Below are 14,057 nucleotides of genomic sequence, written 5' to 3' on the forward strand. Positions count from 1 at the left end.
TTTTGACGTGTTCTGCAATTCAAAATAGTACAAGCTGAGTAGATTTCGATTTATCAGGCTGTTTAGATTTATTAAAGGCATTTTCTTTATAAGAAAATGCTTTTGCTCTAATCGATTGAATATCTTCAATTGAGTTAGTTATTTCCATATTATTTTTCATGGAATCCAACACAAGTATTGCCTCACCTAGAGCTTTTGCCAGAAGCGGTGGGACGGCATTGCCAATTTGCCGCCATTGTTGAGTTATAGTGCCGCAGAAAAAATAATCAGATGGAAAAGATTGGATCGCGGCTGCTTCCCTAGGCGTTAAATAGCGATTTTCAACTGGATGATAGTATGTGGTGCGACTGGTGTTAATTGTATTTGCACAATCGTAGCGATCAAGTCGATTTAATTTGGCTTCTCTAAATCTCTCTTCATGAATATTTTGCCAATCGACATCAAACCGTAGATTCTCAGGTAAATATGCTAACTGATCTTTTTCGTATCTAATACTTTTACCTTCAGGAATATGGCTAATTCTTTCTCTTTCTAAATCATTGGCTATTTGCGATCGCTTAATATCATGATTAAGGATTTCAGCATTTAATTCTAGTAAATTATCAAAAGCCCATCCAACAGTTCGAGGTAAAGGCAAATCTTGATAATCCTGCGCTGAATCCTTGAACATTTTATCTGGATAAATATTTTTTACGCCAAAGCGATTACCTAAAAATATTGTCCGTCTTCTCTTCTCTGGAACTCCATAGTGATGTGCTGATAGAACTTTGACATCTATTGTGTAACCCAAGTCGGTAAAACTTTTAATTATTGCTTTTAAAACATTTTCATTTCTTTTTGATAACAATCCTGTTACATTTTCGACAATGATGTAATCAGGTTTTAATGCTTCCACAATTCTTAGAAATTCAAGAAATAGAAAGTTTCGCTCATCTAGATGATCGTTTTGTCCAATTGTCGAAAAGCCTTGGCAAGGTGGCCCGCCACAGATCAAGTCAACTTTTTGATGTTCGATTATTGCTTGAATTTGCTGGTTAGATATCTCCCGAATATCACCAGAGATCGCATGAGACTGTGGATGATTATATTGAAAAGTTTCAATAGCGGCGCGATCGTGGTCAATTCCTAACAAGCAAGACCAACCTGACATTTCCAATCCGCAAGACATTCCGCCTGCGCCAGAGAACAAATCTATAAATGTCTTTTTCATACTCATATTAAAGCAGCTAATTAGCTCCTTGTCAAATTATATACTTAGCTATGGTATATTAGGGATATTAATTAATTACTAAGTTAAAGATGGCGCAAACACAGAGGAAGCCTGTATATATTTTGCCAGAACATCACGATATTTTAAGACGCATTGCTTATGAGCAGCGTTGCAATCTATCGGATGTTTTAGATGCTGTGCTAGAAAATGCTGATTGGGAAGTAATTGAAGGCAATGCTAAGAATAAGCCGTTGCAAAGAGCCAATGAGAGAGACAATTCTTATAAAGTTTGATCGTACTTCTTTATCGAGTAAATTATGAAAAGACTAGAAGTTGAAACGAGAACAATTTTGCTAGCTTTGACGGGATCTAGACTATATAGAGTCCACAATGAGAATAGCGACTATGACTACAAAGGAATCTGCATTCCAACGCTGCCTTATTTTATTGGCACACAGAACTTTGAGCAATTAGATAGTTTCTCTGACCCAAATTGTCTGTATTCAGCTTTGACCGATACCGATAGTAATATCTACAACATCAAAAAGTTTTGTCATTTGGCAACACTCAACAATCCCAATATTCTTGAATTGTTATGGATAGATAGAAGTGACTATCTGATTCTAACTAGATTCGGTGAATCTTTAATTGAAATCCGTGATGCTTTTTTAAGCCAAAAAGTTTTCTATAGCTATTCTGGCTATGCTCACGCCCAAATTAAAAAGGTGCAGACCCACAGAAAATGGTTACTGCGGTACAAAGAAGACCCAGATTTTTTCTCGTTGCCACCAAATCCCAAAGACTATGGACTAGAGGAAAATCCCTTACGCAAAGAACAGTTAAATGCTTTTCTTGAGTTTCTCTATATTTTAATTAAGGATGCTAGCCAATATAGCGAAGTGGCTACCGAATTGCTAACCCATGTTGATTACAAGGGGTTACTCAAGCAATATCCATTAGCTGAAGAATTGCTTCCCGCAGTGCAGTACTACACGAGGTCAACCAATGAATTTATTACCTTGCTGCACAATACTCAAACCTATCGGCAAGCACTGCAAGAATACGAAGCTTTTCAGTCATGGCGCAAAAATCGTAATTCAAAACGCGCCGAAATAGAGGAGAAGGTGGGATATGACAGCAAGCATTCTGGGCATTGCTATCGCTTACTCAAATCTGGTATTGAGATTTTGAATGGTGATGGTGTTATTCCTAATCGGGAAATAACTGGCGATGCCCAATTCATCCGCCAAATCCGCAACGGAGAAGTCCCCTATGACCACCTAATCGGAGCGGTAAGCAATCTTGAAGCCGAGCTTGAATTAGCTATGAAAAATACAAAACTACCTAAATATCCAAATCAAAAGCTGATAGAAGAAAAGCAGATTGAGATTATCAAGGAATATCTTAATTTTTAATTGCAGTTCCAATCAAGTAAGTTGTTGGAATTAAACGTAGGATGGGTTAGCGATCGCGTAACCTATCATTGCAAAATAATTGATGCGTTACGCTGAACTAACGCTTCCTACATTTAAAGAGATCTTTTTATGAGCATATTAATTCGACAAGGCACGATTATTTTGCCCGATCGCCAAACATTGCTAGGTGATGTTTATCTGCGGGACGGAAAAATTGCCGCGATCGCAGAAACTCTTGATCCTAATGATCTAAGCGCTGATGACCAACCTTTAGAAATTATTGAGGCTAATGGTCTGACTTTGATGGCTGGCGTGATTGATCCGCAGGTGCATTTTCGGGAACCGGGGCTAGAACATAAAGAGGATTTGAGAACCGCAAGCCATGCTTGTGCGAAGGGTGGTGTGACTAGCTTTTTAGAAATGCCAAATACGCGACCACTCACAATTACGCAAGCAGCGCTGGATGACAAACTTAGTCGGGCAGGTAGTAAATGCGTAGTTAACTACGGCTTTTTTATTGGTGCAACTGGTGAAGTTTTGCCAGATTTGCTCAGCGCCAATCCCACCTGTGGCATCAAAATATTTATGGGATCGATGCATGGAGATTTGTTGGTCGATCAAGAGGATTTATTAGATAAGATTTTTTCACAGGGCGATCGCTTAATTGCGGTTCATGCTGAGGATCAAGCCAGAATTGCTCAACGCCGCATCGAATTTGCCGATAGCAAAGATCCAGCTAAGCATTCACTAATTCAAGACAATCAAGCAGCGCTCAATGCGACGAAACTAGCCGTAAAGCTTTCTAAAAAATATCAGCGACGGTTGCATATCTTACATATGTCCACAGGCGAAGAAGCAGAATTTTTGCGTCAAGAAAAACCAGAGTTGGTAACTGCTGAGGTAACACCGCAACATTTACTGATGAATATTGGAGCTTACGAGAATATTGGTTCTCTAGCACAAATGAATCCCCCCTTGCGATCGCCCCGCGATCAAGAAGTCCTTTGGCAAGCTTTGCTTGATGGTGTGATTGACTTTATTGCTACTGACCATGCACCGCATACTTTGGCAGAGAAAGGATTTGCAGCTAGCGAAGATCTACAATCTCCTCAATCCGAAAAATCCTCAAAGGATACCGTTCTATTAGAACCAGCCAACGTCCCATCTGGAATGCCGGGAGTAGAAACTTCACTGCCATTGATGTTAACCCAAGCGGCAAAGGGACGTTGCACAGTCCATCAAGTCAGTGAATGGATGAGCAAAAACGTTGCAAAGGGTTACAAAATTGCTAACAAGGGTGAAATTCGGTTCGGTTGGGATGCTGACCTAGTACTAGTCGATTTGAATAACTATAAGCCTGTCAAAAATGAAGATTTGTTGACTAAATGTGGCTGGAGTTCCTTTGCTGGATGGGAACTCACAGGCTGGGCAGTGACTACGATTGTGGGGGGGCAAGTAGTATATGCAAATGGGAAAGTCAATTCTGAAGTGCGTGGTCAAGCATTGCAGTTTGGCTAGATTAGCGACACAATGGATAGTCATTAATGAGTAAATTTAAAAGCCTTGCTTTGCAGGGCTTTTAAATTGTCTGGGTTTGATTAGAACGCAACATCACGCAACATTATGTTCCACTCTCGAAAGCTATCGATTTTATTACTAACAGCGATCGCGACAGGCTTTTTTACAGCCTGTGGTAATTCTGGTACTAGTAATAGCAACAATAATTTTTCTATGCCAGCAAACGATACTACGAAAGTTTCCCCTACGCCTACAACTACTGCAACTGCAACTACAAGCCCATCACCAACTGTTTCTCCTAGACCTAAACCCACGATCTCGCCCATTAATTTACCCGAACTAGAAATAAAAGCACTCGAACCTTACAAACACCGTTCGAAAATTCTGGAAATGGATGTACCGAAGGGTTGGAAATTAATCGATAAGAGTCAAACGGGCGAATTACTGTTGACTTGGAATGAACAGGCGGGAAGAGCGACGATTTCCGTAAATATTTTTGTACCTCCAAGCGAAATCCCTGAGAATCGTCTAGGCGGTGTTTTTGCAGCAATTATTAAAGAAATGTATGGCAACCAAACAGATTTTGAGATGAAAGGGCCCGTAACTGAGACAACAGGAAATATTGTGATTGAATGGTCATCTACTGTGGCAGTGGGTGACAAGAAAATTAAATTTCAAGCTAATAGCAAATTACAGCGCCGTAATAACAAGCTAGTAATTTTAACCTATGGAGCGATCGAGCCAAAGTTTGCCGAACTAAAAGATTACTTTTTTAAAATAGCTAACAACCAAGTTGTAAATGCTGATATGGAAATTCCTTAATATGTAATGTGTTGGCATGGCTTCGCCGCACCAACCAGCATTAAAACAGTGGCGCGGCTTTGCCGCGCCACCACAAAATTCGATTTTTTAAAACTATATGCAATTTGAGATCGCAATTATTGATGCATTCACCAATCAAACTTTTCGCGGTAATCCTGCGGCAACGATATTAGTTGACCAATTTCCCGAAGAAGCTAAAATGCAGCAAATAGCCTCTGAGATGAATCTCTCAGAAACTGCTTTTGTTAAACCGTTAGATAAAAATTCCTCTCAGAACTATTTCCAGTTGCGATGGTTTACGCCGAAGCAGGAAGTACCTCTTTGCGGTCATGCTACCCTGGCGATCGCCCATTATTTGCGCGAACTAGAAGTAATCGATCCCAAATCACCACTCATTTTCTCTACGCTAAGTGGTGATTTAACCATTAGCTTTGAAGAACAGCTAATCGTTATGGATTTTCCTGCTACTTTTTATCAAACTTGCTCGGAGCGATCGCAACAATTATTAGCAGAGATGTTGAGAGATCAGCCTTATGAAACTCTGGGGCAAGCCGAAGATTATTTATCAGTTTTATTAGAGTCTGAGTCCGCAGTCCAGAATTTTCAGCCACAATACGAACGCATTGCTGGTCTAGATGGTTTTGGGTTTATCATCACTGCGATCGCCGATCCTGAACAGCCCTATGATTTTGTATCGCGTTTTTTTGCGCCAAAAGCAGGAATACAAGAAGATCCTGTGACTGGCTCTGCTCATTGTAGTTTGACTCCCTATTGGGCAAAGCGGCTCGGTAAAACCGATCTCAGAGCAAAACAGTTGTCATCGCGGACTGGCGAACTCATAGTTAGCGATCACGGAGTTAGGGTTTTACTAAAAGGTGAAGCTATGACCTTCTTGCGCGGCAATATCAATTTAAAATCCATAAAATAAGTGGCGACGCTTCGCGCCGTCACTTATTTTATAGATTTTAAGTCCTAATTTGGCTGAGTAAAGCTATATAAAAGATTCTGAAAAATACCACCACTGAGAAAGGTAATCGCCCTCATCAACAATGATTGAGAGCATTCCCAAATCTAAGTCCTGCCGACAGGCTGCGATCGCTTCTTGTTGATTTGCATGAATATTGATTGGCAAAAATGTCTTTCCTAGATAACTAATCCCTTTCTCATGTCCCCAAGGCGTTGGGAAATGAGTCGATTGAATTTCAGATAAAGATAAAATAATCATAACTAGCTAACATAGAACGCTCTTCACATCTCCTATGTTTAACTAATTAGCTTAAGAAGTCTGTGATGACTAGTTGGGCTTAGTGTGACAGGTCAGATACTTCAGCGTGACCACAGCACTTTATGGGAGTGATTGAAATCACAAATTTATAGCGCTTTGCGCTCAACCCATAACCAACTTTTTGTGGCGCGGCAAAGCCGCACCACAAAAAGTTGGTTCTTTTACTTGCGACTACTTAATGGCAAAAAAGCTCTGACAACAGTTATCTCATAAGGAATGCTCTCAATTTCCAACCTCCCACCATGTAGCTCAAGCAATCGCTTAGCGATCGCTAACCCCAACCCAGTCCCCTGCTGAATATAAAGCTTTTTCTCAAACTTCATATATGCCCCAAAATTAGCAATCTGCTCTGGTTCAATTCCCTGACCATGATCAGTAATAATCAGGCAATAGTCCTTATCATCACAATTGCCGACAACATCTACAGTAGTTCCTTCCGAAGAGAATTTGAACGCATTATCCACAAGTTCCTTAACGATTACATTTAAATAAGAGTCTGAGATTTGAATACTGCCGCCATCATTAATATCAACTTGTAAGTCAGAGACGCGATTATAGTTTTCAGCTATTTTTTTGGCACAACTTGAAATCTCAATATCAACAAAAGTTGCTTTACTATTACGTGTTTGATTAATCCATTCAGCATTATTCTCCGTGGACTCTAACTCAGCATACAGCAGAAATTTTTTCACCATTTCATGCATATCCCGCCCTGCTTTGCGAATACGCTTACCAATATCTGGGACTTCATGGGCTTGCATAGCATGATAATTTTTAACTAAAATATCCGCCAAACCCATAACCTCGATCGCTGGAAACAACAACTGGTGAGGTAGAGACTTAGATATGTTGCCTCGTAAGTTAGCTAACTCTTGTTTGTAATAACTATTAATGATTTCTTGTTTTCTAAACTGAGCATTGATTGCTCCTAATAGTTCATCTCTGGTAAAAGGTTTGGTTAAATAATCATCTGATCCCAATTCCATCCCTTGTCGAAGGTCATTTTTGTCAGACTTAGCACTCAAAAATATAAAAGGAATTGTCGTTGTTGAGGGATTTTTTCGCAGCGCCTCAATAACTCCATAACCGTCTATTTCAGGCATCATAATATCACATATGATCAAACTGGGAATATGTTGCTGGGCCATCTCTAATCCAACACGCCCATTGTCAGCACTGATGATCATATATCCTTCAGCTTGCAGCATTCTGGTGGTATTTAGCAAGACGTTCGGATTATCTTCGATGAGGAGGATTTTTTTCATACTAGCTGGCTTGTATCTTTATGCAACATTATACCGATTATGAATTTAAAAATCATTAAACTGGAAATACTCCATCAGAAATTGGCAAAATCACTATAAATTTAGTACCAATATCTAACTGGCTCTCTACCGATATTGAACCATTGTGAATATCAATACAGTTCTTAACAATTGACAAGCCCAATCCTGTCCCAGGTAGTATCCCTACATTTTTACCCCGATGGAATGCACTGAATAGATTTTCTAAATCTTCTTTTGGAATACCAATTCCATGATCACTAACCACAAACTTCACCTGTTCTTGTTCCACAGTAATTTGAAACTCAACCTTTTTATTGTGTGGAGAATACTTAATTGCATTTGTCAGCAGATTAGTCAAGATTTGGCGTAGTAATTTATCATCCATTTTCACTAATAAGTTGGGAAGATCATCTTGAAGATGAAAACTTTCTATAGATGTATTAGTTGAAGATATATACAGAGATGAATTTAGTGCATAATCAGATGCAAAAGTTCTTTGCATCTGACGTAAAAGTTGACTACAAAAGCTTAAAAGATTAAATTTAGTAAGATTTAGTTTCACTTTATTAGTATTACTTCGACTCAGAAATAATACATCTTCCATCAGAGCAGTCATATGCTTAACTTCCGACTGAATTTGATGCAATTGTTCAACCTGCTCTTCCTTTGACCATTCGTAATATTCGAGCAATTCTGATGCACTTTGGATAGTTGTTAGCGGTGTGCGAAACTCATGGGATACGACTGATATAAAGTCAGTTTTCATTTGGCTAAGTTCACGTTCTTGCTTAAGCGATCGCGATAAAACTTCAGCCGATAGTTGTAATTGTTCATTTTGCTTTTGAAGTCTTTTTTGTAATGAACATAATCGCAAGTGAGTTTCGATTCTAGCTAATACTTCAATCAATTGAAATGGCTTGCTAATATAATCTACTCCGCCCACAGAAAATGCTTCCACTTTCTCAGATGGCTCTTCTATAGAACTAATAAATATAATTGGCACATCTTTAGTTGCTGGATTTGCCTTTAATCTTGTACAAACTTCATAGCCATTAATATCAGGCATCCGAATATCCAGCAAAATTATGTCGGGCAATTGTTGATTAACTTTATCTAAGGCTTCTAATCCACTAGTAGCTTCTTGCACCTTATAGCCTTGTCTGATTAACATCAAGGATAAAAGTTGAATATTATAAATTGTGTCATCAACTATAAGTACAGAAGCATTTTGAGGATTTTGATAATCATCAAATATTTCAGTTTGCTCAGATTGATTTGAGATTTGACTATTCATAGAAAACATACTTTTAATATTTTTATCATAACATCGCGATCGCTGTAGAACTCCTAAATGGTTTGTGTAAGATCGCCTTTTCCAATGAATAATTAGTGACATGCGGCTTTGCCGCACATCACTAATTATTCATTGGGGAATGACTATATGCGCTTATCTATAATTCTGCCCTGTCTCAATGAAATTCGGCATGGGTATTTAGACCGAATTCTCACGAATCTAATAGCCCAATTAATTCCCCCAAATTTTGAAAAAGAAATTATTGCTGTAGTCAGTACTAGTGAGGATGGGACAGATCTAATTTTGGATGAGTATGCGGCACGATCGCCTGAAATTCAAGTTGTGCGATCGCTTGCCAAAAATCGCGCCCAGAGACTAAATGAAGGTATTGCCATCAGCACAGGCGACATAATTTTGTTACATCATCCTGCAACGCTCTTACCAGAGCAAATTGCCCTACAGCTAATTGAGAAAGCTTTTGAATCAGGATGTAAATGGGGCGCATTTTGCCATAGCTTTGACTTTTCGCATTGGTTATTGCATTTTACGTCTTGGTACTCAGACAATATTCGTGTAAAGCAAAAAGGGCTTGTTTATCTCGATCATTGTCCGTTTATTGAGCGTCAATTATTATCTGAAATTGGGAATATCCCCGATCTCGATATTTTTGAAGATACGGTGTTAAGCGATCGCCTATGTCAATTCTCAAAGCCAGTATTGGCTCAAGGCAAGGTTATTACCTCTGCAAGGCGTTTTCGCCAAAGAGGCATATACCGTCATGCTATGCTCAACCAGTGGTTAAAAATGTGCTATCACTTGAACATTGACCCGAAATCACTGAATCGTTTGTACGAACAAAAAGCTAGTATTAACGTCAAGTATGGTGATTAAATATCAGATTGTGGGCTTAGTCCGTAATCTCATATTCTGACTAGATTATTTAGTGAGGAGTTTTTAAGGGTGATTGGTTCCCAGAAGTTTGGTAAAAGTAAATACGCTCTATTAGGTAATAAAAAGAAATGTTCAGAACAAAAATCTTGGACATCGACCTTATATCGTGCTGGGGATATCTTATTTGCAACTTGGGTAGGGTTAATTTGTGCTGTGCCACCTTGCTATATGCAAACCGATTTTCAAAGACCAGCCGAAGCTGCGGAACTTAAACTTGCTCAAGCCATTGCCCCAATATCTCCGCGTGCGGTTAACCCTCTCACCCTTGATCTCACCGATGATCTATTAGAGAGCGATCGCCAAAATCTCTTGCAAGCGATCGATCATAGTATTCAATACATCCGCACCCCATCTGCTGCTAAGCGTTACCCGATCGCAGGAATTAGTCAAGATCTGATGGAGCGTAGTTTGGTGAGATTTCGTCGGCTTGTCCAAGTGTCTCGCACTGCTAAAGATCTCCAGCAAGCCGTAAATCGTGAATTTGATCTTTATAAGTCAGTTGGGCGTGATGGCACAGGCAGCGTTCAGTTTACAGGCTATTACGAGGCATTGTACAAAGCCAGCCGTACTCGTACTGATGAATTTAAATACCCGCTTTATAGTTTGCCACCAGACTTTGCTCAATGGCAATCGCCCCATCCTACTCGCGCCATGCTTGAAGGCAGCAAACAAATGGCAGGGCTAGAAATTGCATGGTTAAGCGATCGCTTTCAGGCTTTCTTAGTGCATGTCCAAGGCTCAGCAAGATTTGAGTTGCCAGATGGCAATTTATTAACTGTTGGTTATGCAGGTAAAACTGATCAACCCTATCGGTCAGTTGGCGCAGAGCTAGTTAGAGATGGCAAAATGCGTCTTGAAGACGTGACATTGCAGACGCTGATTGAGTATTTCAAAAAAAATCCTCAAGATTTAATTAAGTATCTCAATCGCAACCCTAGCTTTGTCTTTTTTCGCGAAACTAATGGCAAGCCTGCGACTGGCAGTCTTGGTGCGCCAGTTATCGCAGAGCGTTCAATTGCCACTGACAAAAAAATCTTTCCCTCTGGCGGCATTGCACTGATCCGTACTGAAATTCCGTTTGAGAATCCCACCATAGGTAAGCTTGAATTACGTCAAGTACAGCGTTTTGCGCTCGATCAAGATACAGGCGGTGCGATTCGTGGTGCGGGACGAGTAGATATCTTTATGGGAACAGGCGATCGGGCTAAGCAACGGGCTGGATTAATCAAAGGCGAAGGTGAGTTGTATTATCTTGTTTTAAAAAAATAGCAACAAGTAACTTTTAGTGCCGCTTATTATAGTTGGAGAAGTTTATGCCACAAGTCAATCCTTTTACGATCAGAATGCAAGTTGCAAGAATGTTTGAGCAAGGTCAATCACTCTTTGCGGAACTCAAAGTCCAAGACTGGCTAAAGGAACGTAATCATAATCCTAAAGATTATGTAATTCGCTTCCATCAAAAAATGGCTCCAGTTGGTTCCAATTCCTCCGTAATGGTAGAAATAGAACTCATCCGCAAAGATGGTCAACCCGTTGATGAGTGGCTATTGCAAGAAATCAATCGTCAAAGTTAGAACTTACGCAAAACTATATTGAAACCCTTATCGCAATGCAGGAGCAATTCATGAATTGCTCCTGCATTGCGTAATTTTGCATAATACCAATTCAAAAAATGGCGTTGCCATTTCTTGAATCTCAAAACCTTATACCCATTCTCGAAAGTATGACAACACTTTCGTGAATGGAAACCCAAACCCAGTAAGGTTTTTAATTCATTGAAGTGTTGGCTCACTTCAGTGGATTGGTATTAAGAAACCATTTAAGAATTGTAATCTTAGCCCCCCCTAGCCCCCCAATTCTGGGGGGAACCAGATTCAAGTCACCCAGAATTGGGGGATTTAGGGGGCTATTGGTAGACTTTTAAACGAAATTTTATGTGTCATGTAATTCTTAAATAGTTTCTAAGCCCTTCGATATTGAGAATTTGAACTTAGAAAATATGCCAAATCCACCTTTAGAACAACTTTTTTACTCCAGTCTAGTTACAGAACACATAGTCCCTAAAGGTCGAGACTTCGCATTTAAACGATGGCACCATAACTTAGTAGAAACCTCAAAGCAATATGACGGCTTCTTACGTTGCGATCTATGCCCGCCGCTTAGGTGTAAAGATCCAGTTGTAAAATGGTATTACATATTCCATTTCGATTCGCCAGAACATCTCAATCAATGGATGGAGTCAAGCGATCGCAAGCAACTATTAGAATCTGGTCAAGAAATATTTTCCGCCTATCGATTTAAGTCTTTTACTACAGGTCTAGAGGGATGGTTCTCTGCGCTGTCAGGTAACTCAGAATATAAAGGGCTTGGCCCCCCGCGATGGAAACAAATCCTCGCAGTAGTTTTAGGACTTTATCCAGTCGTGATGATACAGACGATCGTATTTTCTATCTTAGGGCTTATGCAATCTTGGTCACTAGCCAGCTCAATGATTGTGAATAATCTAATTACTTCCACAATCCTGAGCCTATATGTAATGCCTTTTGTCTCAAAACGTTTAAGATTTTGGTTGCAACCTGCCTATCGACCAGTATCACTCAAGACAAACTTAATCGGGACTGCCTTGGCAATAATCAGTTTGGCACTAATGGTACTCCTATTCAATGGAGCTTGGGCACTGATTAAGTCATAGTTATAGTGGTTTTCATTTTGCCTACAGCAAAATGAAAACCACTATAACCCTACTGGGATTGTTTTTTGGTTTTCAAATGAGTTTACACTCATTTGAAAACTGCTATATCAAGTTTGTAATACATTAAAATATGTAAAAAAACTATATGTCAAATAGTTCAAGCGATCGCAAACAACGAAGCTCTAAACCAAAAAAGATTTCTAAGACTAAACGTTTTTTTAAATGGTTGGAATCGCGATTTGCAACACCAGAATTTATTGGGGGAATGTATACCTCTTTAACGCTATTCTTCTTTATGGCAGCCACCAATACCCTTGCAGGTTGGCTATATGTAATTAGTGGCGTGAGTTTGGCTCTATTGATTGTGGGGGCGGTGATGCCAAAGCGCTTACTAGCAGAAATGGTAGTGACGCGATCGCAAATTGATCCAGTTAGTGTAGGCGACGATCTATGGGTAGATTTGACGATTCAAAATGCTGGGCGAACTGAAAAAAGGTTACTGGAAATTCGAGATATTTTGCCAGAAAATCTCTCGAATATTTTGCAACAAGACTTGGTGATTGAGTTGATTGCACCACTTCAAGAATATCACTGGAAATATGAAGCTAAAACCACAAAGCGTGGTGTATTTTTATTCCGATCCACCGAAATTGCCACCTCTAGTCCCTTAGGATTATTCCGCAGTCGCCGTGCTTGTCCAGCAGGGCAGAAGGCGATCGTGTATCCAACAGTACTTCCACTTGATCGTTGTCCCTTAGTTGATCAATTGGGAAGTGATACAAGTCCGCGCCAATATAGTGATGAGCACAACTACAGCAATGCAACGGAAGGTTTAACGAAAACATTGCGTCCTTACCGCTGGGGTGATCCGACCAGATTAATTCATTGGCGGACGAGTGCTAAGTTTGGTGAATTACGTGTACGGGAATTGGAAGTTACCATTGGCGGTCAAGAAGTAGTGATCGCCCTTGATAATTCCATAGGATGGGAGCCAGAAGCCTTTGAGGAAGCTGTAGTGGCAGCGGCTTCTCTCTATTTTTACGCACAAAAATCCAAGCTAAGTGTCAGACTTTGGACAAATGATACAGGTATTGTCCAAAGCGATCGCGCCGTATTAGAAACCCTAGCGGCGGTGAATATTTCCGAGAGTGCCGCAGATATCCTCAAGGATTTGCCAGATATTCCTGTGGTATGGATATCTCATCGCAACGATAGCATTGCCTACTTGCCCCTTGGGAGCCGCTGGTTACTTTGGCAATCATCAGGACAAAAGATATCTGTTCCCAATCAGCGATCGCTAGGTCTAACGATTGAAACAATCTTAGATGTTGAAGATGTAAGTCATAAATCTTTGCGATCGCAGCTTCAAGAATATCTAACGCTTTAGCTTTCCCAACCCCAAAATCATTGCGACAGGCTTTATCCGTCAGAACAATTTTGGGTATTCTCCCTCCAAGCAAGTCTCTAATACCAAAGCACAACATGGCGTAGCTATTTTGTGCTTTGGTATTAGAGACTTGCTGGGTTTGGTTTTTAATTCACAAAAGTGTGGTCACACTTTTGTGAATTGCGATAAGACTGCCT

14 protein-coding genes are annotated in these 14,057 nt (G+C 40.0%); 10 read left to right on the forward strand and 4 right to left on the reverse strand.

All coding sequences use genetic code 11. The features are described from left to right. Window positions 1-19: 19 nt before the first annotated feature. Window positions 20-1,210: a DNA cytosine methyltransferase gene (locus PseudUWO311_RS12550; RefSeq protein WP_142655573.1), complete on the reverse strand. Its 1,191-nt coding sequence runs from the start codon at window positions 1,208-1,210 to the stop codon at window positions 20-22. Between the two features lie 89 nt (window positions 1,211-1,299). Between PseudUWO311_RS12550 and PseudUWO311_RS12555 the strand changes: the two genes are divergently transcribed. The 5 genes from PseudUWO311_RS12555 to PseudUWO311_RS12575 all read left to right on the forward strand — a co-directional run bounded on the left by PseudUWO311_RS12555 (window position 1,300) and on the right by PseudUWO311_RS12575 (window position 5,893). Next, a complete protein-coding gene (locus PseudUWO311_RS12555) occupies window positions 1,300-1,503 on the forward strand; it encodes a hypothetical protein (protein WP_142655574.1) in 204 nt (67 codons plus the stop codon). A 24-nt stretch (window positions 1,504-1,527) separates the two neighbouring features. Then, window positions 1,528-2,625 carry a DNA polymerase beta superfamily protein gene (locus PseudUWO311_RS12560; protein WP_142655575.1) on the forward strand — a complete coding sequence of 366 codons (1,098 nt, stop codon included), beginning with the start codon at window positions 1,528-1,530 and terminating at the stop codon, window positions 2,623-2,625. Window positions 2,626-2,754: 129 nt separating this feature from the next. Further along, window positions 2,755-4,143 (forward strand): dihydroorotase, encoded by a 1,389-nt coding sequence (locus tag PseudUWO311_RS12565; RefSeq protein WP_142655576.1) that lies wholly within the window; start codon window positions 2,755-2,757, stop codon window positions 4,141-4,143. 105 nt (window positions 4,144-4,248) lie between these two features. After that, the gene (locus PseudUWO311_RS12570) at window positions 4,249-4,965 is read left to right on the forward strand and encodes a hypothetical protein (protein WP_142655577.1); all 717 of its coding nucleotides are present in this window, start codon (window positions 4,249-4,251) and stop codon (window positions 4,963-4,965) included. 97 nt (window positions 4,966-5,062) lie between these two features. After that, on the forward strand, window positions 5,063-5,893 hold the full coding sequence (locus PseudUWO311_RS12575) for a PhzF family phenazine biosynthesis protein (protein WP_142655578.1): 831 nt from the start codon (window positions 5,063-5,065) through the stop codon (window positions 5,891-5,893). Window positions 5,894-5,956: 63 nt separating this feature from the next. On the opposite strand, the gene PseudUWO311_RS12580 is transcribed toward PseudUWO311_RS12575, so the two are convergent. From PseudUWO311_RS12580 to PseudUWO311_RS12590, 3 genes are all read right to left on the reverse strand, one after another. Next, window positions 5,957-6,190, reverse strand: a complete 234-nt coding sequence (locus PseudUWO311_RS12580) for a hypothetical protein (protein ID WP_142655579.1) — start codon at window positions 6,188-6,190, stop codon at window positions 5,957-5,959. 221 nt (window positions 6,191-6,411) lie between these two features. Beyond that, window positions 6,412-7,515, reverse strand: coding sequence for a response regulator (locus PseudUWO311_RS12585; protein ID WP_142655580.1), 1,104 nt, complete (start codon window positions 7,513-7,515; stop codon window positions 6,412-6,414). A gap of 55 nt (window positions 7,516-7,570) precedes the next feature. Further along, complete coding sequence (locus PseudUWO311_RS12590; protein ID WP_142655581.1) at window positions 7,571-8,932, reverse strand: hybrid sensor histidine kinase/response regulator; 1,362 nt, start codon at window positions 8,930-8,932, stop codon at window positions 7,571-7,573. Between the two features lie 45 nt (window positions 8,933-8,977). Here PseudUWO311_RS12590 and PseudUWO311_RS12595 point away from each other — a divergent pair, with 45 nt between their 5' ends. The 5 genes from PseudUWO311_RS12595 to PseudUWO311_RS12615 all read left to right on the forward strand — a co-directional run bounded on the left by PseudUWO311_RS12595 (window position 8,978) and on the right by PseudUWO311_RS12615 (window position 13,860). Continuing rightward, window positions 8,978-9,721: a glycosyltransferase gene (locus tag PseudUWO311_RS12595; protein WP_142655582.1), complete on the forward strand. Its 744-nt coding sequence runs from the start codon at window positions 8,978-8,980 to the stop codon at window positions 9,719-9,721. Between the two features lie 69 nt (window positions 9,722-9,790). After that, window positions 9,791-11,050 (forward strand): murein transglycosylase A, encoded by a 1,260-nt coding sequence (locus tag PseudUWO311_RS12600; protein WP_142655583.1) that lies wholly within the window; start codon window positions 9,791-9,793, stop codon window positions 11,048-11,050. 44 nt (window positions 11,051-11,094) lie between these two features. Continuing rightward, window positions 11,095-11,355 carry a hypothetical protein gene (locus PseudUWO311_RS12605; RefSeq protein ID WP_142655584.1) on the forward strand — a complete coding sequence of 87 codons (261 nt, stop codon included), beginning with the start codon at window positions 11,095-11,097 and terminating at the stop codon, window positions 11,353-11,355. Between the two features lie 425 nt (window positions 11,356-11,780). After that, window positions 11,781-12,473 (forward strand): hypothetical protein, encoded by a 693-nt coding sequence (locus tag PseudUWO311_RS12610; RefSeq protein WP_142655585.1) that lies wholly within the window; start codon window positions 11,781-11,783, stop codon window positions 12,471-12,473. 145 nt (window positions 12,474-12,618) lie between these two features. Further along, complete coding sequence (locus PseudUWO311_RS12615) at window positions 12,619-13,860, forward strand: DUF58 domain-containing protein (protein ID WP_142655586.1); 1,242 nt, start codon at window positions 12,619-12,621, stop codon at window positions 13,858-13,860. Window positions 13,861-14,057: the final 197 nt, after the last annotated feature.

It is taken from the genome of Pseudanabaena sp. UWO311 (assembly GCF_006937785.1).
Lineage (GTDB): Bacteria > Cyanobacteriota > Cyanobacteriia > Pseudanabaenales > Pseudanabaenaceae > Pseudanabaena.

Excerpts from the sequence above, each read along its gene's own strand:
- PseudUWO311_RS12550 (WP_142655573.1), bottom strand. The coding sequence starts at position 1,210 with ATGAAAAAGACATTTATAGATTTGTTCTCTGGCGCAGGCGGAATGTCT.
- PseudUWO311_RS12615 (WP_142655586.1), top strand. The coding sequence starts at position 12,619 with ATGTCAAATAGTTCAAGCGATCGCAAACAACGAAGCTCTAAACCAAAA.
- PseudUWO311_RS12580 (WP_142655579.1), bottom strand. The coding sequence starts at position 6,190 with ATGATTATTTTATCTTTATCTGAAATTCAATCGACTCATTTCCCAACG.
- PseudUWO311_RS12560 (WP_142655575.1), top strand. The coding sequence starts at position 1,528 with ATGAAAAGACTAGAAGTTGAAACGAGAACAATTTTGCTAGCTTTGACG.
- PseudUWO311_RS12605 (WP_142655584.1), top strand. The coding sequence starts at position 11,095 with ATGCCACAAGTCAATCCTTTTACGATCAGAATGCAAGTTGCAAGAATG.
- PseudUWO311_RS12610 (WP_142655585.1), top strand. The coding sequence starts at position 11,781 with ATGCCAAATCCACCTTTAGAACAACTTTTTTACTCCAGTCTAGTTACA.
- PseudUWO311_RS12590 (WP_142655581.1), bottom strand. The coding sequence starts at position 8,932 with ATGTCACTAATTATTCATTGGAAAAGGCGATCTTACACAAACCATTTA.
- PseudUWO311_RS12570 (WP_142655577.1), top strand. The coding sequence starts at position 4,249 with ATGTTCCACTCTCGAAAGCTATCGATTTTATTACTAACAGCGATCGCG.
- PseudUWO311_RS12575 (WP_142655578.1), top strand. The coding sequence starts at position 5,063 with ATGCAATTTGAGATCGCAATTATTGATGCATTCACCAATCAAACTTTT.
- PseudUWO311_RS12555 (WP_142655574.1), top strand. The coding sequence starts at position 1,300 with ATGGCGCAAACACAGAGGAAGCCTGTATATATTTTGCCAGAACATCAC.
- PseudUWO311_RS12565 (WP_142655576.1), top strand. The coding sequence starts at position 2,755 with ATGAGCATATTAATTCGACAAGGCACGATTATTTTGCCCGATCGCCAA.
- PseudUWO311_RS12595 (WP_142655582.1), top strand. The coding sequence starts at position 8,978 with ATGCGCTTATCTATAATTCTGCCCTGTCTCAATGAAATTCGGCATGGG.
- PseudUWO311_RS12585 (WP_142655580.1), bottom strand. The coding sequence starts at position 7,515 with ATGAAAAAAATCCTCCTCATCGAAGATAATCCGAACGTCTTGCTAAAT.